This is a genomic window from Streptomyces bambusae (assembly GCF_020532645.1).
In the GTDB taxonomy this organism is placed as follows: Bacteria; Actinomycetota; Actinomycetes; order Streptomycetales; family Streptomycetaceae; genus Streptomyces; species Streptomyces bambusae.
Genome location: NZ_JAJAUZ010000035.1, coordinates 22,793 through 45,752, shown reverse-complemented (window position 1 = coordinate 45,752; position 22,960 = coordinate 22,793). Strand labels below are relative to the sequence as shown.

General features: G+C 75.6%; 16 protein-coding genes and 1 pseudogene. 10 read left to right on the top strand and 7 right to left on the bottom strand.

Annotated features, from left to right (window positions below; genetic code table 11):
• Window positions 1-468: 468 nt before the first annotated feature.
• Window positions 469-2,565 (top strand): elongation factor G, encoded by a 2,097-nt coding sequence (fusA, locus tag LG634_RS23245; protein ID WP_226735875.1) that lies wholly within the window; start codon window positions 469-471, stop codon window positions 2,563-2,565.
• A gap of 437 nt (window positions 2,566-3,002) precedes the next feature.
• The gene (locus tag LG634_RS23240) at window positions 3,003-3,866 is read left to right on the top strand and encodes a DUF3626 domain-containing protein (RefSeq protein WP_226735874.1); all 864 of its coding nucleotides are present in this window, start codon (window positions 3,003-3,005) and stop codon (window positions 3,864-3,866) included.
• Between the two features lie 90 nt (window positions 3,867-3,956).
• On the opposite strand, the gene LG634_RS23235 is transcribed toward LG634_RS23240, so the two are convergent.
• On the bottom strand, window positions 3,957-4,676 hold the full coding sequence (locus LG634_RS23235; protein WP_226735873.1) for a DNA alkylation repair protein: 720 nt from the start codon (window positions 4,674-4,676) through the stop codon (window positions 3,957-3,959).
• 104 nt (window positions 4,677-4,780) lie between these two features.
• Window positions 4,781-6,067: a phytase gene (locus tag LG634_RS23230; protein WP_226735872.1), complete on the bottom strand. Its 1,287-nt coding sequence runs from the start codon at window positions 6,065-6,067 to the stop codon at window positions 4,781-4,783.
• Window positions 6,068-6,343: 276 nt separating this feature from the next.
• Here LG634_RS23230 and LG634_RS23225 point away from each other — a divergent pair, with 276 nt between their 5' ends.
• Together LG634_RS23225 and LG634_RS23220 are read left to right on the top strand one after the other, a co-directional pair.
• Complete coding sequence (locus tag LG634_RS23225) at window positions 6,344-6,868, top strand: SigE family RNA polymerase sigma factor (RefSeq protein WP_226735871.1); 525 nt, start codon at window positions 6,344-6,346, stop codon at window positions 6,866-6,868.
• Entirely contained in the window at window positions 6,868-7,665 is a 798-nt protein-coding gene (locus tag LG634_RS23220; RefSeq protein WP_226735870.1) for a hypothetical protein, read from the top strand. Before LG634_RS23225 ends, LG634_RS23220 begins: the two co-directional genes overlap by 1 nt.
• A 109-nt stretch (window positions 7,666-7,774) precedes the next feature.
• Here the strand turns inward: LG634_RS23220 and LG634_RS23215 are convergent, their stop codons facing one another.
• Window positions 7,775-8,665, bottom strand: coding sequence for a pectate lyase (locus LG634_RS23215; RefSeq protein WP_226735869.1), 891 nt, complete (start codon window positions 8,663-8,665; stop codon window positions 7,775-7,777).
• Between the two features lie 163 nt (window positions 8,666-8,828).
• Window positions 8,829-9,221 carry a VOC family protein gene (locus LG634_RS23210; protein WP_226735868.1) on the bottom strand — a complete coding sequence of 131 codons (393 nt, stop codon included), beginning with the start codon at window positions 9,219-9,221 and terminating at the stop codon, window positions 8,829-8,831.
• 287 nt (window positions 9,222-9,508) lie between these two features.
• Between LG634_RS23210 and LG634_RS23205 the strand changes: the two genes are divergently transcribed.
• Together LG634_RS23205 and LG634_RS23200 are read left to right on the top strand one after the other, a co-directional pair.
• Window positions 9,509-10,978 (top strand): hypothetical protein, encoded by a 1,470-nt coding sequence (locus LG634_RS23205; RefSeq protein ID WP_226735867.1) that lies wholly within the window; start codon window positions 9,509-9,511, stop codon window positions 10,976-10,978.
• Window positions 10,975-12,198: an ARPP-2 domain-containing protein gene (locus LG634_RS23200; protein WP_226735866.1), complete on the top strand. Its 1,224-nt coding sequence runs from the start codon at window positions 10,975-10,977 to the stop codon at window positions 12,196-12,198. Before LG634_RS23205 ends, LG634_RS23200 begins: the two co-directional genes overlap by 4 nt.
• Before the next feature lie 63 nt (window positions 12,199-12,261).
• On the opposite strand, the gene LG634_RS23195 is transcribed toward LG634_RS23200, so the two are convergent.
• Window positions 12,262-13,605 carry an MFS transporter gene (locus LG634_RS23195; protein WP_226735865.1) on the bottom strand — a complete coding sequence of 448 codons (1,344 nt, stop codon included), beginning with the start codon at window positions 13,603-13,605 and terminating at the stop codon, window positions 12,262-12,264.
• 499 nt (window positions 13,606-14,104) lie between these two features.
• Between LG634_RS23195 and LG634_RS23190 the strand changes: the two genes are divergently transcribed.
• Window positions 14,105-17,659: a S8 family serine peptidase gene (locus LG634_RS23190; protein WP_226735864.1), complete on the top strand. Its 3,555-nt coding sequence runs from the start codon at window positions 14,105-14,107 to the stop codon at window positions 17,657-17,659.
• Window positions 17,660-18,340: 681 nt separating this feature from the next.
• Here the strand turns inward: LG634_RS23190 and LG634_RS23185 are convergent.
• Window positions 18,341-18,727: pseudogene (locus LG634_RS23185) on the bottom strand (FUSC family protein); the annotation flags it as partial.
• A 1,159-nt stretch (window positions 18,728-19,886) separates the two neighbouring features.
• On the bottom strand, window positions 19,887-20,687 hold the full coding sequence (locus LG634_RS23180) for a DUF4232 domain-containing protein (RefSeq protein ID WP_226735863.1): 801 nt from the start codon (window positions 20,685-20,687) through the stop codon (window positions 19,887-19,889).
• A 216-nt stretch (window positions 20,688-20,903) separates the two neighbouring features.
• On the opposite strand from LG634_RS23180, the gene LG634_RS23175 reads away from it, so the two are divergent.
• From LG634_RS23175 to LG634_RS23165, 3 genes are read left to right on the top strand one after another with little or no spacing between them, the layout of a single operon-like run.
• Window positions 20,904-21,488 carry a TetR/AcrR family transcriptional regulator gene (locus tag LG634_RS23175; RefSeq protein WP_226735862.1) on the top strand — a complete coding sequence of 195 codons (585 nt, stop codon included), beginning with the start codon at window positions 20,904-20,906 and terminating at the stop codon, window positions 21,486-21,488.
• A gap of 36 nt (window positions 21,489-21,524) precedes the next feature.
• On the top strand, window positions 21,525-22,214 hold the full coding sequence (locus LG634_RS23170) for a hypothetical protein (protein ID WP_226735861.1): 690 nt from the start codon (window positions 21,525-21,527) through the stop codon (window positions 22,212-22,214).
• Complete coding sequence (locus LG634_RS23165) at window positions 22,207-22,815, top strand: GNAT family N-acetyltransferase (protein WP_226735860.1); 609 nt, start codon at window positions 22,207-22,209, stop codon at window positions 22,813-22,815. Before LG634_RS23170 ends, LG634_RS23165 begins: the two co-directional genes overlap by 8 nt.
• Window positions 22,816-22,960: the final 145 nt, after the last annotated feature.

Below are 22,960 nucleotides of genomic sequence, written 5' to 3'. Positions count from 1 at the left end.
CCCCGCATCCCCCGCCCCTCGATCGCCGTCGGGGGCAAGACCGAGCCCGTCCGGCGATTGAGGACCGGGGGTCCAGGGGGCGGGGCCCCCGAATCGGCCCCGCCGGCGTTTGAGGCGGGCACGGCGCGAAAAAAATGGCGTGCCCTGCCACCCCCACGTCCCTAGACTCACCGCACAGCCGGCCGCACGAGCCGAACCGAACACAGGGAAAGGGGAACGCACATGCACCAGCACACCGTTCCCCCGTCGCGGTACGACGTGATCCCCGTGTCCCGTTCCGCGCGGTGCCGGCTGCGCGGCCGCCACCGCAGGTGACCCTGACGCACCCGCGTCCCCGTATTCCCCCCGCAGACACGCCCGCGCCGCAGGCCCGGGCCCGTCCGGCCGCCGCCCGCCGTCACACCGGCCGGCCGCCGGGGAATCCGCAATCGCGCTGACCTGACGACACGTCACCCCGAAAGGGCAGCCATGCGCACCGACCGGCAACCCCTCACCACCGTCCGCAACCTCGGCATCCTCGCGCACGTGGACGCCGGCAAGACCACGCTCACCGAGCGCGTCCTGTACGCCACCGGCGCCGTCCACAAGCGCGGCGAAGTCCACGACGGCACCACCGTCACCGACTTCGACGCTCAGGAACGCGACCGCGGCATCACCATCTTCGCCGCCGCCGTCAGCTGCACCTGGGACGCCCACCGGCTCAACCTCATCGACACCCCCGGCCACGTCGACTTCGCCGACGAGGTGGAACGCTCCCTGCGCGTCCTCGACGGCGCCGTCGCCGTGTTCGACGCCGTCGCCGGCGTCGAACCGCAGAGCGAGGCGGTCTGGCGGCAGGCCGACCGGCACGGCGTCCCCCGGATCGCGTTCGTCAACAAGATGGACCGGGCCGGGGCCGACCTCGACGCGGCGGTCGCCTCGCTGCGCGACCGGCTGGGCACCGTACCGCTGGTCGTGCAGATGCCCGTCGGACGCGAGGACACCTTCACCGGTGTCGTCGACCTGATCCGCATGCAGGCCCTCGTCTGGGACGAGGGCTCCGGCCCCGCCGCGCACACCGCGGGACCGGTTCCCCAGGAGCTGCGCGCGGAGGCACGGCGGCGCCGGCGACTGCTCGACGAGACGGTGGCCGGCCTGCACCCGGAAGCCCTGGAGGAGTTCTGTGCGCACGGATCCGTGACCGAGGAGGTGCTCGGCCGGGCGCTGCGCGCCCTCACCCTCGGCGGCGAGGGCGTGGTCGTCCTGTGCGGCTCGGCGTACCGCAACCGCGGTGTCGAACCGCTGCTGGACGCCGTCGTCGCCTGGCTGCCCTCGCCGGCCGACGTGCCGCCGGTCCGCGGCACCCGGGACGGTGCCGAGCAGGAGCGGGCGGCCGACCCGGCGGGCCCGTTCACGGCCCTCGCGTTCAAGGTGACGGCCACCACCACCGGCCGCCTCACCTACCTCCGCGTGTACGCCGGCACGCTCCGCAAGGGCGACCAGGTGCTCGACGCGGGCACCGGGCGCACCGAGCGGATCGCCCGCATCCTGCGGGTGCAGGCCGACCGGCACGCGGAGACGGAGGAGGCGGTGGCGGGCGACATCGTCGCCGTGGTCGGCCCCAAGGCCGCCCGCGCCGGCAGCACCCTCTGCACCCCACGGTCCCCGCTGGTCCTCGAACCGCCGCAGGTGGCCGAGCCGGTGGTGACGGTGGCGGTGGAGGCCCGCCGGAGCACCGACACCGGACGGCTGGCGACGGCGCTGGCGCGGCTCGCCGAGGAGGACCCCTCCCTCGTCGTCCGCACCGACGCCGAGACCGGTCAGACGGTCCTGTCGGGGCTGGGCGAACTCCACCTGGAGGTCGCGGTGGAGAAGGTCCGCCGCGACCACGGCCTCGACGTCGTGGTGGGACGCCCCCGGGTGACCTACCGCGAGACGCTCCTGCGCGGCGTGTCCGGACTGGTCTACCGGCACGTCAAACAGGACGGCGGGTCGGGCCAGTTCGCCCACGTCGTCATCGACGTGGCACCGCTGGACGCTCAGGGAGGTGAGCACGTGACCGACGAGCGGGGGACCGGCTTCGCGTTCCGTTCCACCGTCGTGGGCGGCCGGGTGCCGCAGGAGTACGCGCGCGCCGTGGAGGCGGGCTGCCGGGACGCCCTCGCGGAAGGCCCGCTGGGCGGCCACCCCGTCACCGGGGTGCGGGTCACCCTCACGGACGGGGCGACGCACTCCAAGGACTCCTCGGAGCTCGCGTTCCGCGCCGCGGGCAGGTTCGCCCTGCGCGAGGCGCTGCGCGCCTGCGAGATGCAGCTCCTGGAGCCGGTGTCGGACGTGTCCGTCACCGTCCCCGAGGACGCGGTCGGCGGGGTGCTCGGCGACCTCGCGGCCCGCCGCGGCCGGGTCACCGGCTCCATCACGCAGGCCGGCACGACCGTGATCACCGCGACCGTGCCGCTGGCGGAGCTGTTCGGCTACGCCTCCCGGCTGCGCAGCCGTACGCAGGGCCGCGGCACGTTCACGGCCCGCCCGGCCGCGTACGCACCGGTGCCGCGGCCGGTGGCCGAGGCCGCGCTCGCCCGCTGATCCGGCGGCGGACCCGGGTCCCGCACTGCTGCGGGACCCGGGCCGCGGCCCCCAGGGCCTGTCGTCAAACTCCTGCCTGCCCCGCGACGCCTGGCACGCACTCTCGCCGCACCGGGCGAAAGCCCGAGTACGTCCAGTACAAGGGCATTCGCCCGGCACGCCGAGAGCACGCACCAGACGCCGCGGGGCCGCCCTCCGGGCGACGACAGGAGTTTGACGACAGACCCCAGGGCCGGTGGACCGCACCTCCGCGCCGACGACCAGATGGCACACCAGGTCCCGCACCAGCCACCCGGCGCAGCCGGAGGCCGCCCGCAGTCCTCGTACGGCAGCCCCTCGACCACCCTGCGCAACGCCGCCCACGACGGCGAGGAAGAGATCCACGGCGGCAAATTAACAGCGTGCACCCCGCGCCCGCGTGCGTGCACACTGCACGCATGAACGCCGAGACCGCCGCCCGCCCGACACCGCAGGAACGCGCCCTCGCCCACGTGGCCGGGATGGCGGACGGGCCGCCCGTGCCGCCGGAGCTGCGGGTCACGCTGAACTTCCACCCCGAACGGACCGCACACGGCAGCTCCGTCGTGGAGGCGCTGGGCGAACAGGGCCGGTACGTCTCGCAGTTCGTCACCGGGACCGGCAACGGCGGCCTGACCGCCCATCCCGGCGGTGACCGCTGGCGCTGGGAGAGCCGCATCTTCAACGGGGCCTACGACTGCGCACCGGCGGACGACCGGCCCGTGTACGGCGGCCTCAACTTCCGCCGCAAGCCGGTGGGGGCCGCACCCCGCTTCGGCTCGGCCCACCTCCGGCTCACCGCCGGGGCGCTGGCCCGGAGCACCTTCTGCTATCCGGACAGCTGGCTGGAGCCGGCCGACTTCGGCACCGCCGCCCGGATGGGCCTCGTCGGCCTCGCCCTCGCCGACCGGCAGGACGCCCTCGACGACTACATCGAGGCGCAGGTGCACGGCCCGGTCCGGCTCGACCGCGATGTCGAGGCCCTGGTGCTGGACCCCAGCCACCGTGGCACCCCGGTCGAGGAGGCGGCCCGCCGGCTGCCGTGCCCGGTGGAGTGGCACCCGGGCTTCCGGCTCACCGTCGACGAACTCCGCCGCCACCGCGCCTACCGCGGCCCCGCATACGTCGAACTCGGCGCGGAGATCGCCGTCGACGGCGTCCTCGACCCGCGCACGATCGGCGAGGCCGCCGCGACCGGCCGGCACGATCCACAGGCGCTCAAGAAGGTCTGGCACTGCCTGGCCCGCTTCGGCGCACCGCCGACGGACGACCCGACAGGCTGAACCGGCTGAACCGGCCGAGCGAGCCGATCAGGACGCCCCGTCGCCGGACACCATGCCGTCGTGCCCCCGCCGTGCGCATCGGGGGCCCGCTCAGTCCGAGGGCCCGGCCGCGTTCAGGCGGCGCAGCGCCTCGCGGCGGGTCAGCGGGGCGACCCGGTCGCCGTGCCGGGCCAGCCACGACGTGACGAACTCCGGCTCCCGGGTGGACATCTCCCGCAGGACCCAGCCCAGGGCCTTGCGGAGGAAGAACTCGCGCTCGCCGACGAGGGCGTCCGCGTACCACGTCAGCCGCCCGGTGTCGGGGCGCCGCGCCCGGATTCCGGGCAGCAGGGCCAGGACGGCCGAGCGGCGCAGCCAGAAGTCCTCGTCCGCGATCCACCGGTCCAGCACCGGGCCCGCCGCCGGATCGGCGAGGGCGACGGCCCCGGCGCAGTGCACGGCCAGCGGATCGACCAGCGCCCAGGTCCGGCACTCCCGCAGCAGCCCCTCGACCTCGGCGAGGTCCCCGGCGTCGAGCACCTTCACGTACTGCACGAGCAGCTCGACCGCCGCCAGCCGGAACTCGAACACCGGCTCCGCACCGCCCGCCGGCACCTCCCACAGCTCCCGCACCAGCTGCCGGACCTCTGCCGCGCCCAGCCCCCCGAGCTCCCGCCGCACCGCCGTCACGCACCGCCGCACCTCGGGCACCCGCACCCCCAGATGCCCGATCCCGCTCTTCACGTAGGCCCGCTGCTGCTCCCCGACCGCCGCGTCCTCGTGCGCCCGAAGGGCTTCACGCAACCCCTCGGCCACGTCACCCGTTCCCATGCACCCTCCTCGTCCGCGGCCTCCAGGACCGGCCGTGCATGCACCCTAGGGCCCGCCACCCCGGGGCGGGGCGGCGGGCGCGACAGCGGGGGAGGGTCCCCGGATCAGTCCAGGGTGTCCAGGACGTCGTCCAGGGCCACGAACTTGAAGCCGGTGGCCTCGCGCCCGGAGGTGCCGGGGGTCTCCTGCCCGTCCTGCACGACCAGGAGCCCGTGCGGGTACTTCGGGCCGAGGGGGGCGTTCAGGGCGGCGGCCCCGTCGCAGACCTCGGAGCCGTCCAGGGTGTCCGAGGCCGCGGAGATGCGGAACGCGCCCTCGTACTCGTTGTCGTCCGCCCGCTCCCGGTCGTACGCGACGAACGTGTTGTCGCCCTGGCTGGACGCCAGCAGGTAGCCGTCACCGTCCCGCTCGGTCACCAGCGTCAGCCCCTCGACGTCCGCCGTCAGGTGCGTGCCGCCGTACCCCGGGTCCGCGCCCGGAGTGCACTCCTCGGTCTCCTCGTCGTACGTGCCCGGGACGCCGAACTCGCGGACCTTGTCCATCAGCTGCGGGGTGCCCGACAGGCCGGCCCGGATCCGCCAGATGCCCACGTCCTCCTGGCCGGCGTACAGCGTGCCGTCCGCCGGGTCCACGACCATGCCCTCGACCTGCGGCAGCTCGCCCGGCTCGCCGCACGGCGTCCACGTCCCGCCGTTCGGCAGCCGGAACGAGGAGGGCAGGTCGATCGTCCGCACCTGCCGGTAGTCCACCGTGCCGGCCCGGGTCGCGAACAGCTCGACGAGCGCGATCCGGGCCCGGTTCCGCTGGCTGACCAGCGCGTACGTACGACCGGTCGACCGGTCCGTCCATGTCGCCAGGCCGTATGCGGTCGCCTGCTCGTTGATCTCGTCCTGGCCGGCCGAGAACACCGGCCGGACGGCGGGGTCGGTGACGTCCGTCAGCGGGGCACCGGGCCGGCTGCCGTCGATCCGGTAGATCCGCAGCCGGTCGTTGCCGCGATCGCTGACGACCGCGACGTCCGACCGCCCGCCGGCCAGCCGCAGCCCGTGCACCAGGTCCACGTTGTTGAAGCGGCCCGGGGCGTCGTCGGCGCCGGGACCGGCCGGGGCCGCGACCGACTGCACCTGCTGCGCGTCCAGGTCGTAGACGCGCAGGCCCCCCTGCTTCGCGGTGGCGATCACCAGGCTGCGCGCCGGATCGGCGGGGTTGCGCCAGATCGCCGGATCGTCCGCGTTGGCGTCGCCGCCCGCCTCGTCGTCGAAGAGCGGCAGGGTCTCGGCCTTCGGCCGGACGACCCCGATGCCGTGCGCCTCGGCCGGCAGGGACAACGAGGCTGCGAGCAGCGCACCCAGGACGAGCGCGCCCGCGCGCCCGACAGGACGTGTGGTCATGGTCCTTCTCTCGTAGGGGAGTTGCGCGAACCCGGGTGACCCGGCCCCGCGTGGCGAGGGACAGGCTGGCGGGGACGGGCGTCCGGCCGAGGGCCGGTTACCAACAGGTAGGTGAATTCGCCGTGCCGGGAGGGGAGTTGCCGCACCGCCCGTCTCGCCCCGTCTCGCGCGGCGCCCCGGCCCCGGCCCGGCCCTGCGCCGGAGACCTCCCGACCGGTTGGTATGCTGCCGCCTTCTGTCAGGGCAGTTCCACGTTCCGGGAGAGGGGCGCACCGCATGCTCCTCGACGATGCCTCGGCGGAGTTCCACGCGTTCTTCGAACGCCACTACGCCGAACTGGCCCGCTTCGCCCACCTGCTGACCGGCGAGGCGGACGCGGCCGACGACCTCGCCGCCGACGCCCTGCTCGCCCTCTGGCACCGCTGGGACCGGGTGCGCGCGGCCGACCAGCCGGCCGCGTACGCCCGCGGCGTCGTCGCCAACCTCGCCCGCAACCGCATCCGCAGCGCCGTCCGCGAGCGCCGCCGCATCACCCTGTTCCGGACCCGCCGCCCCGACCGGATCGAGGCCCCGGACGTGGCGGGGGCGGTCGACGTACGGGCCGCACTGGCCCGCCTGCCGTTCCGCAAGCGCGCGTGCGTCGTGCTCCGGCACGCCTTCGACCTCTCGGAACGGGACACCGCCCGGGCCCTCGGGATCTCGGTCGGTACCGTGAAGAGCCAGACCTCCAAGGGCCTGGCCGAACTGGAACGCATCCTGGGCGGACGCGCCGCCGACGAACTGGCGGGGAGGAGGAGCTGATGGACCGCACCCGGCACGACGGCGGCAGTGCATCCGACGGCCCCGGCAGGCACCCCCGGCCCGACGTACCGCAGCTGCTCCGGCAGGCCGCCGCCGCCCACCGGCCCGACCGCACCCGCATGCTCGCCCGCATCGAACACGGCATGACGGCAACTCCCTCCGCATCCGGCGACGTTCTCGCACCCGACACCACCCCCGACACCCCCCGTCGCCGCCCCCGCCTCGCGCCGCGCGTCGTGCTCGCCACCCTGGCCACCGCCACGACCCTCCTCCTCAGCGCCCTTGCCGTCGGCACCGTCGTCCGCGACGGCGGACCGCAGGAGCGGCCCGCCGCCGGCCCCGCCACGCCCCCGCACCCGCCCGCGGGAAGCCCCGCTCCCGCCCGCCCCCGCTCCGAGGACGGTCCGCTGACCGCCGCCGGCGCCCTCGATCCGCACGGCAACCGCTACTGGGCGCAGAGCAACCTCACCCTGGAGACCCGCGAAACCCTCCGCACCCTGACCCTGGAGCTGCGCGTCCGCCAGACCGGCGGGGTCGCGAGCACGGGCAGCTGGCAGACCCGGCCGGCAGCGGACTTCACCCTCTCGGTACGCCGGGACGGGCCCGCCCTCGTCTACCGCTGGACCCTCAGACCCGGCCGGACGGTCCCCCCGGGCAGCCACGTCTTCGCCGCCCAGTACAACCACGCCGAAGGCGTCCGCGACGCCTCCGGCGACACCTACCGCGCGGACGCCCGCACCACCGCACCGGGTGCGAAGGCCGCCACCGTACGCGGAGGCTTCGCACCCGCCGCCTGAACCCGGGACACCGCCGGGCCCGGGACACCGCCGGGCCCGGGACACCGCCGGGCCCGGGACACCGCCCGGGCCCGGCGGACGCACCCGGCCGCCGGCCGACGGCTACCCGCTACGGCCGGTACGCGACGTCCCCGGCGCCGTACCGGCAGTGCGTCCCGTCGGGCCCTTTCCCCACCGCCTCCGGCTCGCCGCTCGTCACGCCCTTGAACCGCTGGCACACCGTGATCCGGCGCGAACCGTCCCCGACGATCGTCAGCTGCACGATCCGCGCGGTGTCACCGAAGTTCGAGTTGATCCCGACGACCGTCTTGCCCGGCGCGGAGGCCACCACGTTGTCGATCACCACGTGCCGCGCGTACTGCTTCCTGCAGTTGCCGCAGGACCGGTAGAGCTTGCCGAAGTCCTCGACGCGGAAGTTGCGGATCACCATGGTGCCCGGCCCGTTGTGCTGGAACACCTTGTCCGAGGCCCCCCGCGCCCCGCCGCCGTCGACGGTCATCACCTGGGCGGACCCGGTGCCCTTGAAGGTGGCGGCGTCCTCGCCCACGTTCTCCCACCACACGTTCTTGAGGGTGCAGCCGCCCTTGCAGTGCACGCCGTCGGCGGCCGGGCTGCCGAGCACCACGTTCTGCAGCACGGCGCCGTCGGCGAGTTCGAACATGGCCGGCTGTCCCTCCGACTGGCCGCCGCTGCCCAGCGCGCCCCTGCCGACGTACCGCCGCCCGCCGCCGTCGAAGAACTTCCCGACCTTGCGGGTGGCCGTGACCGGCACCTCCGTCGTCGGCTTCGGCCACTCCGCGACCTTCCGGCCGGCCGCCCGCACGGCCGCCCCGGCGGCGGGGGAGCCGGCGGGGAAGCCGGCCGTGGGCGAGCCGGCCGCGGACCCCGGCTCGCTCGCCCCGGCACCGGTCCAGACACCACCCGCCACGGCCAGCGCGGTCACACCACCCAGCACGGCGATCCGGACCCGGCGGGGACGTACGGCTCTTCTGCTGCTCACGTTCGACGCTTCCTTACGGAGGGGACGGGGAGGCCGGCCACCCTGCCGGGGGCCGGACCGAGCCCCCGGACCCGCAGGCCGCAACCGGCCGCCGACCGGGCGCTCACGTCCTGGTGGCCGCCACCGCCCGAAAGGTTGCCGCGCGAGCGGAAGAAGATCGCGGCTACCCGGCGGCGTGCACGATCTGGATCAGATTGCCGCACGTGTCGTCGAAGACCGCGGTCGTCACCGGCCCCATCGCCACCGGCTCCTGCGTGAACCGCACCCCCAGCCCGCGCAGCCGGCCGAACTCCGCCGGCACGTCCGCCACGGCGAACGAGGCCGCCGGAATGCCGTCCCGGACCAGCGCCGCCTTGTACGGCCCGACCGCCGGATGCCCGGACGGCTCCAGCAGCAGCTCGGTGCCGTCGGGGTCCTCCGGCGACACCACCGTCAGCCACCGGTCCGCGCCCCCCATCGCCACGTCGTGCTTCAGCACGAACCCCAGCACGTCGGTGTAGAAGCGCAGGGCCTGCTCCTGGTCGTCGACGAACACGCTCGACAGATGGATCCTCATGGGTGCTCCCCGGAAGGCGGGCCCGGATGCTCGCGCCACCGCGCTGCGCCCGGGCATTCGGTGCGGACCGTGGCAACTTCTAGCCGCCCGCGCGCCGCCCGCAAAGCGGACGCTCCGGCCGGCGGGAAAACCCGTACGGGCCCTGCGTCCGGCCGTGTTACGGTCGCCGGGCCGGCCGCGGGACTCCGGTGCGACTTCCGGAACCTGCCTCTGAAGCAATGATTCGCAGCTCGCGCCCCCCTTCCCCGGCCGGCACCGGCCATCGGAGCGACCACCACGGAACGGACATGAACACGGAGTCCTTCGGCGACCTCATCGCGGCCGACGACGTCCTGCTGTTCGTCAACGCCGCGATCACGTCCACCGGCCAGCGCGAGTTCCGCTCCGACGCCGCCACCCAGCAGCTGTCCCTCGACTTCCTCCACGCCTACCTGCTGGGCAACTACCGCGACCTGTACGCCGGTGTGCTCGCCCTCGACATCAACGACCACAACGCCGTCCTCGTCATCCGCGGACTCCTCGAATCCGCCGCCGACGCGACGCCCGGACAGCGCCGCCGCGAAGGCCGCCTCATCGCCGGCCGTCTCGCCCTCCTGCCGCCCCAGCGCGTCTACGGCCTGTTCCGGTCGCTGCGCCGCGCCGCCGTCAACAACCGCCGCACCCGCGCCCTGATCCGAGACTGGCTCGCGGCCCGCCCCGACCTCGCCTTCGACGCCGTCAAATACCGCAGCGGCCTCAAGCAGACCCTGCGCCACGCCCACCTCACTCCCGGCCACCCGGAACTCGGCACCTTCCTGTTCGCCCCCCTCAGCCGCGCCCGCTACGACACCCCGATCCTGGAGAGCTGGCGCCGCGCCCACTACGAACAGGCCGCCGTCTACGACCTGCCCTACACCGTCGCCGAAGGCTTCGCCGCCCGGCACGGCATCCCGCGCAGCGTCTTCCTGGAGCGCATCGCCCCCCGCCTGACCCGCCAGGAAACCCTCCGGCTCCAGGAAACCGCCCAGCGGCACGGCCCCGCCGCCGACCGGGCGGTCCGGGCCGATCTCTCCCGGATGCCGCTCACCCGGCTCGCCGGGTACGTCCTCTCCCTGCCGGCCGCGGAACGCTCCGACCGCCGCGCCGAACTGACCGACGCCCTGCACCGGGCCGCCGTCCGCGTCGCCGGCGCCCACCGCGGCACCTGGGGCCGGGTGACCGCCGTCCTCGACGACAGCTTCTCCTCGTACGGATCCGGCGCGAAGCGGCGGCGGCCGCTCGCCGTCGCCCTGGCCTGCCACCACCTGCTGGCGGCCCTGGCCGCGCAGTACACCGGACTGTGGACCTCCGGCCGCACCGACGCGCTCCTCGCGCACCCCGTCGGCCCGACCCCGCTCGGCGAACGGATCCTCGACGCCCTGGACACCGGCCCCGAACGGCTGCTGATCGTCTCCGACGGCTGGGACAACGCCCCGCCCGGCCTCGCCGGCGAAGTGCTCCGCATCTGGCGCACCCGCCTCGACCCGGACCGCCGCACCAGCGTGGTCCACCTCAACCCGGTCTACGACGCCGCGGACTTCGACGTCCGGCGGCTGGCGCCGAGCGTGCCCACCGCGGGCATCCGCGACGCCGAGGACCTGCCCGCACTCGTCGAGATCGCCCAGTTCGCCGAGGGCCGCACCGGCCTCGCCGAACTCCGGGCCTACCTGGACGCCCGCGCGGCCCGCCTCCCGCACCCCCGGGTCCCGGCGGCGCGCGCGGAAGGAGCCCCGCAGTGAGCCCGCACCCCCCGGCCGCCGACCCCGCCGCCCCCCGCCCCGGCCTGCTCGACGGCCTGGACGTACGCCCGTCCCAGGTCTGGGGCGCCGTACGCCTCGTCCCGCTGGTCCGCCCCGAGCCCGTCACCGACCTGCGGCTGCACCCTCGGGTCTACGGCGGCCCCGGCCTCGTCGACCTCGGCGGCGGGCACGCGTACGCCTCCTACATCCCGCACGGCCTCGTCGCCGAATGGACCCCCGACGGCACACCCGCCGCCGCGTACGGCACCCAGCTCGCCGAGGACCGCACCCGGCGGCACCCGGACACGGGGCGCACCGGCGGCCGGGCCCGCCCCGACCAGCCGGTCGCGGCCATGCAGCTGCACTTCCACCGCCGCACGGCCCGCCGCGAGGCCAAGCACCGGGTGCGCTTCCTCCCGCTCCACCTCGCCCTGGAGGGCTACCTCGCCCTGCACTTCGGCGGGCCCGTCATCGCCTGGGAGGAGTGGTCGCAGCAGGCACTGCGCCAGGGCCTGTCGCCGCGCGCCGAGGCCGCGTACCTGGGCACGGACGTCCCCGGACTGGCCGACGCGCTCAGCGTGTTCGAGATCCACCCCGGCCAGTGCGGCGTCCTCGTGTACCTGGCCGACACGCTCGCCGCGGCCTTCGTCGTACCGCACCCGGAGGACTACCGGACCCTGCACCCCACCCTGGTGCAGGACCTCTACGGCGACCTGGTGCACCACTACGCCACCCTGATGCCGCCCGTGCCGGACTTCACCGCCCGCATCGCCGACGGCCCGTCCGTGCGCAGCCTCGCCGGACTGCGGGCCGCCGTCCGGGAACAGGCCGCGCAGTGGGCGGAGTTCCACGGCACCACCCTGGCCGCCGGCCTCCTGGACCAGCCGCGCACCTGGCAGCGGGTCCGGCGGATGGACCGCTTCACCCTGTCCCGGTTGCTGCCGCCGTTCCGCCCCCGCGAGGCCAACCACATCGGCGAGGCGATCACCGACGAGCACGGCCGCACCGTCTACCTCAAGACGTTCCGGCTCCCGGAGGCCCAGGTGCGCCGCGGCCACCTCCTCGACCGGCTCGCCGCCCACGACTGGCACCTCGCCGCCACCGCCGCCGGACTCGGCACGACCGCGGCCCAGTTCGCCCTCCGCCTGGAGTCGGCCGGCTTCGGCCACCTGCTGCGCCAGGACGTGCTCGACCACTACCGGAGCAGCCACCGCAGCTGACCCGGCGGGTAGTTCGACCGCGGGGCCGCCCCCGGGGCGACGACAGGAGTTTGACGACATGCCCTAGCGGGCCGGGACCGCCGGCGGCGGGCCGTCGGCCGCCGGCACCGGCATGCTGCTCAGCCGGGACACCGGCGACCACCACAGCACCGCCACCGGCACCACCAGCAGCAGCGTGCCGGCAAGCAGCACCGCCCGGACCCCGAACGCCGCCGCCAGCGCCCCGCCGGCCAGCGCGGCGAACGGGCGGCTGCCCGTCACCAGCCAGGTCGACGTCTGCTGCGCCCGCGACTGCAGCTCCGGCGGGCACACCTGCTGGCGCAGCGCCCGCTGGGTGGTCCCGGCCACCGCCGTCGCCGCCAGCCGGACCCCGCCCGCCAGGCCCAGCACCGCCAGCCACACCGCTCCCGGCCGGGCGACCACCAGCGGCACGCTCATCACCGGGCACAGTGCGAACCCGGCCAGCAGCGTCCGGCCCGGGCCGATCCGCGCCACGATCCGCGGCGCCATCAGGGCCCCGGCCAGCGCACCGACACCCGACGCCCCCATCACGACGCCCAGCCCGGTCGCACCCGACCGCAGCGCGGTCAGCAGGTGGAAGGCGAAGAACGTGTTCATCAGCCCGGTGGCGAAACCGGTCACCGCCACCGCGAGGACGAGCGTCCGCACCAGCGGCGTACGGGCGGTGTAGGCCAGGCCCTCCCAGACCTCGGACGCCATCCCCGCCCGCCGCCCGCCGCCCGGCCCGGCCGCCGGCGCACCTCCGCCGGCCGCCGGACCGGGCGCCCGCGGCCGGCTGGGGATCCGCCACGCGCACCACGCGGACACCGCATACGACAGCGCATCCAGCCAGAACGCCCGCGCGGCGCCGAGCAGCGCCACCAGCAGGGTCCCCAGATGGCTGCCGGCCGCGTCCGCCGCGCCGAACGCGGCCCCGATCCGTGCGTTCGCCCGGTGCAGTTCGGCCGGTTCCACCAGCTCCGGGACGATGGCGATGGCCGCCGCCTGGTGCAGCACGGTCACCGCGCCCAGCGCCAGCGCCACCCCGTACAGCACCGGCACCGCCAGCACTCCGGCCAGCGCGGCGACGGGGACCGCGGCCACCACCCCGGCCGCCACCACGTCGGTGCCGACCATCAGGGCCCGCTTGGAGTGCCGGTCCACGATCGCGCCCGCGGGCAGGGCCAGCAGGAACGCCGGCAGCTGTGCCAGGAACGCCAGCAGGGCGATCTGCCCGGCGTTCGCGCCCAGTTCCAGCACGGCCAGCGCCGGCAGTGCCACCACGTGGACGGACGTACCCGCCAGCCCGGCGCTCTCCCCGGCCAGGTAGGACCGGAACCCCCGACGGTCCCGCAGCGAAGTCCCCCCGCCGCCGCCCCTCCGCGCCGCCGGCACCCTCACCAGCACCCGCCTCCCTCCGCCTCCGGCCGGCCGGGCCCGCACCCGGCCGTCCCACGGGCGACCGGCGCCCGGCCGGGCCCGCACACCGCCCCGACGCGGCGTTCCGCCCGGCCGCGCACCGGCCCGGCCCGTCGACCGGCCATCCGACCGAGCCTGCCACGCGCCATCGGCCCGGACAACGCCCGCGCCCGCCCACCCGCCGAACAGAGCAATCCGGACGACGTGCCCCGGCCCGGCGGCCCCAGGCCGCCGCCTCCAGGGTCCGTCCCGCCCCCGCGCGGGGGCGAGCCCTGCGCACCCGGCGGCGGCACACGTGACCGGAATCGATCGCCGTCGCCGCCCGCCCGGCGCCCGGACCCCGACGCGGTCTTGTGAGGGCCGAACCCGGTGATTCACCATGGCGCGTGCTCACAGGTGCCCCACAGCATCCTCACAGAGCACCCGCACGCCCGAGCACCCCCAGCACCACGCCTTTCCTTCCTGCGCACCAGCACGAGGAGACCACGTGGCACGACGCAGCACCCCGTTCCGCACGGCCATCGCCGCACTCGCCGGCGCCGCCCTCTTACCCCTGGGCGCCGGGGTCGCGGCCGCCGCCCCCGAGCCACCGCCCGGACTTCCGCCCACCGCGGCCGAGTTGAAGATCGAGGCGAAGCTGCGCGGCCGGCTCGACGACGACCGCAAGACCGCCTTCTGGGTCTACCTCGACAGCAAGGCCGACCTCACGGCCGCCACCCGGCAGCGCAGCCGCGCCGGCAAGGCCGCAGCGGTCCTCAAGGCCAAGAAGGACCACGCCGGACGCACCCAGGCGGGGCTGCTCAAGGCCCTCGAAGGCGCCGGAGCCGACTACACCTCCTACTGGATCGTGAACGCGGTCAAGGTCGTCGGCAGCGGCAAGCTGGCCGAGAACCTCGCCCGCCGCCCCGAGGTCGCCACCATCGAGGCCGACGAGAAGGTCACCCTCCCCAAGCCCCTCGAAGGCAGCCGGGAGGCGGCCGCCGACGCCGTCGAGTGGAACGTCGACCGGATCAACGCCCCCAAGGTATGGGAGCAGTTCGGCGTCCGCGGCGAGGGCATCGTCGTCGCGAACATCGACAGCGGCGTCGACCACACGCACCCCGCGGTCGCCGCCCAGTACCGCGGCAGGGCCGCCGACGGCACCCACGACCACAACTACAACTGGTTCGACCCGGCCGGCGTCTGCGCCGGTGCGGCGCCCTGCGACAACAACGACCACGGCACCCACACCATGGGCACGATGGTCGGCGACGACGGCGGTGCCAACAAGATCGGCGTGGCGCCCGGGGCGAAGTGGATCGCCGCCAAGGGCTGCGAGACCAACTCGTGCTCCGAGTCCTCCCTGCTGGCCTCCGGCCAGTGGATCGTCGCCCCCACCGACCTGGCCGGCGCCAACCCCCGCCCCGACCTCGCCCCTCACATCGTGAACAACTCGTGGGGCAGCTCCGTCCACGACGACTGGTACCAGGAAGTCGTCGACGCGTGGCGGGCCGCCGGCATCTTCCCAGCGTTCTCCAACGGCAACTCCGGCCCCGGCTGCGCCACCAGCGGCTCCCCGGGCGACTACGCGGGCTCCTACAGCTCGGGCGCGTTCGACATCAACAACACGATCGCCTCGTTCTCCTCCCGCGGCGCCGGACCCAACGGGACCGTCAAGCCGAACATCGCGGCCCCCGGCGTCAACGTCCGCTCCTCGGTGCCCGGCGGTTACGACGCCTTCTCCGGCACCTCGATGGCCTCGCCGCACACCGCCGCCACCGTCGCCCTGATGTGGTCCGCCGCACCCGCCCTCGCCGGCGACGTCGCGCAGACCGAGGCGCTGCTCGACGGCACGGCCGTCGACACCGAGAACACCAGCTGCGGCGGCAGCGGCGCCGACAACAACGTGTTCGGCGAAGGCCGCCTCGACGCGCTCGCCGCCGTGTCCAACGCCCCGCGCGGGGCGACCGGTGCGCTCGCCGGCACCGTCCGCTCGGGCGGCGCCCCCGTCGTCGGCGCGAAGGTCACCGCCGACGGCCCGATCGACCGCACCACCACCACCTCCGCGGACGGCAGTTACTCCTTCCCGGCCCTCTCCGTCGGCGAATACGCCCTGACGGCCGGCAAGTTCGGCTACGGCCAGGAGGCGGCCACCGCGACCGTCACCGAAGGCGGCACCGCCACCGGGGACTTCACCCTCACCCAGGCGCCGTCCGCCACCGTGACCGGCACCGTCACCACCGGCGCCGGACCGGCCGCCGGCGCGAGCGTCACCGTCGCCGACACCCCGGTCACCGCCACCGCCGACGCCCAGGGCCGCTTCGAGGTGACCCTGCCGCACGGCTCGTACGAGATCCGCGCCGGCCACTCGTCCCGCTGCGTCACCACCGGCAGCACCCGGGTCACCGTCGCCGCCGACACCACCGTCGCCGTGACCCTGCCCGACCGCACCGACGCCTACGGCTACGCCTGCGCCACCGGCGACCGGCCGTACGCCGCGGGCGACCGGCAGCTCGCCCTCACCGGCGACAACACCACCGAGCGCGTCCCGCTGCCGTTCCCGGTCCCGCTGTACGGCACCACGTACGGCGCCGCCTGGATCGGCACCAACGGCACCGTCAGCTTCGGCGGCGCGCACGGCGGCGACATCAACGGCGACCTGCCGTCCGCCGCCACCCCGAACGCCGCCCTCTACCCGATGTGGGACGACCTCGTCGTCGGCGCGGCCGGCACCGGCTCCGGCGTCTTCACCTCCGTCTCCGGCGAGGCACCGCACCGCGTGTTCACCGTCGAATGGCGGCAGGTCGCCCACTGGTCCGCGCAGAGCGACAAGTTCTCCTTCTCCGCCGCCATCGGCGAGGACGGCCGCATCACCTACCACTACAAGGGCACCACCGGCACCGGCCTGAAGGCCGGCTCCAGCGCGACCATCGGTGTCGAGAACGCCACCGGCACCGACGCGTTCCGGTACGCGTTCAACACCCCGGTGCTCAGCGACGGCCTGTCCCTGTCGTTCCGCACCACCAAGAGCGGCATCGTCACCGGCAGGGTCCTCGACGCCAACGACGGCCTCGGCGTCGCCGGCGCCACCGTCACCGTCGGCTCGGGCACCACCGCCGTCACCGCCACCACCGGCACCGACGGCGGGTACGTCGTCCAGAGCCCGGCCGGGTCCGTCCCGGTCGCCGTGACCGCGAACGCCTACCAGAGCGAGCAGGTCACCGTGCAGGTCGACGCCGACGCCGTCACCGGCGTCACCCGGCACCTGAAGACCGGCAAGGTCACCGCCTCCCGCCCGGCCGTCGAGGTCGTCGCCCCGCCGGAGCAGCGCCGCACCCGCTCCCTGGAGCTGACCAACCCGGGCTCCGGCACCGCGTACACGGTCGCCGAGGACGCGCCCTGGCTCACCGTCACCCCCGCCGCCGGCGACCTGCCGACCGGCGGGAAGGCCGCCCTGGCCCTCGCCGTCGACACCGCCGGCCTGGAGCGGGGCACGGTCCTCAGCACCGACCTGAAGATCACCTCGGCCAGCGGCCGCACCCCGGTCCTGACCGTGCCCGTCAAGGTCGTCGTACCGCGCTACCAGGCCGCCCTCGACGCCGGCGCCGACTACTCCGGCACCGACAGCCTCGGCGACACCTGGTCCCCGGACCGCAAGTACACCCCCGGGTCCTACGGCTACCAGGGCAACGCCACGGCCAAGGCCACCGGTGCCGCCATCCGCGGCACCGACGACCAGCGGCTGTACCGCAACGCCCGCGAAGGCATGTACGAGTACCGCTTCGACAACGTGCCCGACGGTACGTACACGGTGGAACTCGGCTTCGCGGAACTGTCCGCCACCCGCCCGAACAAGCGCGTCTTCGACGTCCTCGCCGAAGGCGTCCAGGTCCTGCCGGCCCTCGACATCTCCCTGGAGGCCGGCACCTACACCGCCCTGTCCCGCACCTACACGGTCACCGTCACGGACGGCACCCTCAACGTCCGCTTCGTGGCGCGCTCCGGCTACGGCAAGCCCCTGGTGAACCTGCTCCGCGTCACCGAACGCCCCGACCGGCCGTGATCTGACCTGGCGCCGGGCCACTCCCGTGCCCCGCTCCAGATCGGTCAGCAGCCCGTCCAGCCACGCCACCGCCACGTAGTACCCGCCCGGCGCGCCCGCCGGCTCCGCACCGAAGGTGTCGAACGCCGGGTCCCGCAGCCGCAGCGGCGCCGCCGGGGTGTCCCCGCCCGGGTCGAGGGCCGCCGACACCAGCAGCATCCGCCCCGCCACCCGGTCCCCGAGCCGCATCAGCTCCGCGGCCGCCGCCCCCGCCAGCGGGGCGGCCACCACCGGCTCGCGGGGGATCAGCAGCCGGTCCGAACCCCACAGCGTGTGGTACCCCGTCATCAGCACCGCCTGCCAGTCCGGCCCCGGGTCCGGCCCCCGGCCCGCATCCGCCCCGCCCCCGCCGCGCCGGGCCTCCGCCGGCTCGCTCTGGAACTGCGCGTACGCCGACTCCGCCAGCGCCAGCGCATGCTGGAGGGAGCCCCGCCCGGGCATCACGGTCCGTGGCGCCCGCGGCCCGCCGGCCGTCACCGAGGCCGCCGTCGCCACCACGATCTCCGCCGCGTGCCGCATCAGCACCGCCGCCGACCGCCGCAGCTCGTCGCCCGCCCCGCGCGGCCAGGCCAGCAGCCCGAACACCGCACCGATCGCACTGCCGATCAGCACGTCCAGCACCCGGAACTCGGCCAGCCGCCAGGTCGTCGGCGCCAGCTGTGCGAACGCCAGCGACACCACCAGCGTGAACAGCGCCTGCGCCCAGCCCACGCCCTTCACCGGCCCCAGCGTGAAGGCGACCAGCATCAGCACCGGGAACACCGCCGCGTACACCGCGACGCTGTCGCCCACCGCCGTCAGCAGCGCCGCCGTCAGCAGCGCGCCCACCAGCGTGCCGGCCAGCGCCCGGCGCACCGTGGCCCGGGTCGCCGCCGCCGTCGTCCGGGTCAGCGTCAGCGTGGCCAGCAGCACCCAGAAACCGTGCGGCAGGGTGCCCACACCCGCGATCAGCCGGGCCGCGGCGAGCGCCAGACTGATCCGCACCGCGTTCTGGAAGAACACCGACCGCTGCCCCGCATGGCCCTCCATCCGGTGCCACCACAGCCGTGGCGCCCGCATCCGCGCGTACCAGAACCGCCCCGGCGCCGCCGCCACCGACGCGCCCCGCCCCCGTACGGCGATCCCCGCGGCCACCGACAGCGCCAGCGCCGCGTCCGCGACTGCGGCGACCGCCGCCCGGTGCCGCAGCACCGCCGGCGTCGCCGCCCCGGCCGGTACCGTCCCGAGGTCGGCCCGGGCCCGGGCCAGCTCCGCCCGCGCCTCCTCCTCCCCGGCGGGCGCCGGCACCTCCCGACCGGAGCGCAGCAGCCCGGCCGCCGCCACGGTCACCGGCTCCACGGCCCGCAGCGCGACGAGCGCCGCGTCCGGCGGCCCGCCGGGACCCGCCTCCGGCCCCGGCGGAAGGGCCACCAGCCGGCTCAGCAGAGCCCGGGCGGCCAGCCCGGCATGCGACAGCGCCCGGTCCCGCAGCCCGGGACCGGCCGGCCGGTCGGCCTCCGGCACGTGCAGCGGGCGCAGCACCTCGGCCACCGTGCGCACCCGCTCCGCCGACGGCCGGACGTACGGCGGCCCGGCCAGGCCGCGCACGCACTCCGCCGCGCAGTCCACCCCCCGGGCCACCCGCTCCCGGTACGGCAGCGGCGCCGGATCGGGGAACAGCAGCGCCTCGGCGAGCACCAGGAACAGCAGCCCGGCGGTCGTTCCCGTCAGCCGCTCACCCAGGGAATCCGGCGCGTACGGCGGGAACGACGGCAGGATGTACAGGAGCTGGAGCCCGGGTGCGACGCCCGCCGGGCGCGGTCCGCCCACGGCGAGGAAGGCCAGCCCGAAGCCGATCACCAGCATCCCGGCCACCGCGCTCCACGTCCGCACGGACAGGAACGTGCCGACCGCCACGAGGGCCCAGCACGCCGGCACCGACCGCAGCACCACCCCGGCGCGCTGCCGGCCGGTGCCGGGGATCCGGGACAGCCCGGCCAGGGCGACGGCCGCGAACAGGGCGTACGTGGCGGCCGTCGGCATCCCGAACCCGTAGCGGAACACGTAGAACCCGGTGCCCGCGGCGACCGTCACCCGGACCGCCCGCCGGGCCGCCGCGACCGTTCCCTCCGGCACACCGATCACCCCACCAGCATCACCCGGCTCCGGGCGGCGGGCGCGTCAGGCGGTCCCGCGGGCCAGGCCGCGGTCAGGCGGGCTTGACGTACGAGAAGGCGGTAACGGTCACCTTGCCGTCGCACAGGGCGAACACGCCGTCGTCCAGCGCGGTCTGGTGGCCGCCGGCGCCGGGGACGCCCAGCACGATCGTGGGGTACGTGGCCGGGGTGGCGCCGGACGTGCAGTAGCCGTCCGCCTCGCCGAGCACCGGGACGAACGTGAGCTTGGTCCACGCCTTCATGCCGGGAGCCAGGGCGACCGTCTTGGCGGTGCCGCTCCAGGTCACCGCCAGCGGCACGTTCTTGTCGGGGGAGCCGTTGCCGGCGCCGGCGACGGTCGGGAAGCCGCGGACGGTGCAGACCTTGGCGGAGGTGTTGGCGACCGAGACGACGGCGGCGCCGGTGCCGGTGCCGGGCGGGCGGACGGCCGCCTGGGTCGCTTCGGACACCTTGAGGTCGGGGGCCGTGCAGGGCTTGGGCTTGAGACCGGAGCCGCCGCCCGTGCCGCCGGTGGTGCCGCCGGTCGCGGAGCCGCCGGTGGAACCACCGGTCGTGCCACCCGTGCTGCCGCCGGTCGTGCCACCCGTGCTGCCGCCGGTCGTGCCGCCTGTGCTGCCGCCGGTCGTGCTGTCGCCGGTCGTGCTGCCTCCCGTGGAGCCGCCGGAGCCGCCCGTGGCCGCGCCGCCGGTGGTGCCGGCCGGGGCCGAGGGGGCGGTCGGCGTGCCGGCGGCGCCGTCGTCGCCGCTCGGCGTGCAGCCGGTCATCAGAGCGACGGCCGCCGTGGCCGCCGCGATCACTGCGGCCGTCCGGCGGACGCCTGCTGCGTACTGCATGGGAACTCCCCGAGGTCGTGCGACCGGCCCAGCACCGGCACTCGCGTCGGCAGACACAGCGACGCGACCTGGCCGGTTCCCGTGCCGTTCCGCTGTTGCGGATTCATGACAAGGCGGCGACCGGGCCGCTGCAAGCAGGACTTCCGCGTGGCCGAAAACAGCCGAAGGTGCGGGGGTGTACTAGTGGTACACCCCAGTGGTGTGTACCGTGAGTGCATGAGCCCGCTCCCGCGCTTCCACCGCCTCCCCGCCGAACGCCGGTCCGCCATCCTCGCCGCCGCCCGCGCCCAGTTCGCCGCACACGGCCCCGAGGCCGCCTCGTACAACAAGATCATCGAGGCGGCGCGGATCTCCAAGACCGCCGCCTACCAGTACTTCGACGGGCGCGAGGACCTGCTCGCCGCCGTCCTGGACGACGTACTGGAGCGGCTGCTCGGCGTGCTCGGACCGTGGACCCCGGCCGCCGGGGAGAAGGAGTTCTGGGCACAGCTGGAAGCCGGAACGGCAGCCCTCGCCGCCCACCTGGACAGCCACCCGGACGACCTCGCCCTCGCCGACCCCGCCGCCCGCCGGGCGGCCGGCGCCGCCGCATGGACCGGCTGGTACGAGACGCTCGTCCGGGACGGCCAGAGGCTCGGCGTGATCCGCACCGACATCGAACCGCCGCTCCTGGCCGCCGCGACCGCCGCCGTCCTGCGCGCCGCCGACACCTGGGCGCTCGCCGCCCTGCGCGACGGCGGCAGCCCCGACACCGGCCAGGTCTGGCGCCTCCTCCGCGGCCTGTGGACCTCCACGGACTGACCCGGCCACCGACCCGCCAAGGAAAGGGAACCGACCGTGCACCCCGACCTCCAGCCCGCCACCCCGCCCGCCCCGTCACTTCCCTCCGCCCCGTCCGCCGACCCCGCCCGCCCCGACCTGCGGATCGACTGGCGCATACCGGCCACGCCCCCCGGCCTCTCCGGATGGCTCGACCGCTTCACCGGACCCGGCAAGACCCGCTCCGAAACGGTGGCCGAAACCGCCGGCGCCGGCCTGTGCGCCGTGCTGCTCGCCGCCGGCATCGCCGCCACGGACCTCGCCGGCACCTGGTCGGGGCTCCAGCTCGCCGTCGTCGTCCTCATGGGCCTCGACGTGCTCGGCGGGATCCTCACCAACGCCACCAACTCCGCCAAACGCTGGTACCACCGCCCCGGCCCGGGCGCCCGCCGCACCCGGCTGCTGTTCGTCTCCGCGCACCTGCTCCACCTCGCTGCCACCGGGCTGGTCGTCCTCGACGGCGACTGGCGGTGGACCCTCGCCAACACCGCCGTCCTGCTCTGCGCCACCGCCGTGGTGGAGTGCGCCCCCGTCCACCTGAAGCGCCCGGTCGCCATGGCCGCCTACACGGCCGCGGTCCTGATCAACCTCTTCTGGCTGACCCTGCCCGTCGCCCTGGCCTGGTTCGCCCCGCTGTTCTTCCTCAAGCTTCTGGTGTGCCACCTGATCCCCGAGGCCCCGCTGGAGAAGGCGGCCGACGATGACTGAACGCCCGCCGCAGACATGGCAGTTGCGCGACGACGCGGAGGTCGCCGCCTGTGCCCGGGTGCTCGCCGCCGCCTTCGCCGCAGAGCCCGCCACCCACTGGATCGCGGGCCGATCCCCACGGGTGCGCGCGGCATGGTTCCTGGCGACGCTGCGCACCCACGCCGGACTCCCCGGGGCCCGCCGCCACCTGCTGACGGACCCCGCCGGCCGGCCGGTCGGCGCCGCCGTCCTCACCCCGCCCGCGACCCGGCCCGCCCCCGCCGCCCAGGCCGCCTGGGCGGCCCGCACCCTGCGCCACTGCGGCCCCCGGCCGCTGCTGCGCACCCTGCGCTACCTGCACGCCTCCGAAGCCGCGGCCGTCGACGGCGCCTGGACGCTGGAGTTCATCGGCGTCGCACCCCACTCGGCGGGCCGCGGCGCCGGCCGCCGCCTCCTCGACCACGTCCTGACGGCCACCCCGGCCCCCGGCGGCCTCTACCTCACCACCGCCGACCCGGCCAACGTCCCGCTGTACCGGCACTTCGGCTTCACCACCCTGCGCACCCCGGCCGTCGGCCCGCTCGCCACCACCGCCATGTGGCGCCCCGCCACGACCGGTTGAGGAGCCGGCCACCTGACTCCGGCACCGGTCCCGCCGCCCCGGATCCGCCGCCCCGGATCCGCTCGCACTTGAATCTCCCGCAGGGGGAGTTCCTACCGTACGGACACCGCGACGGGCCGTCGGAGCCCGCCGCGGAAGCCCGCCC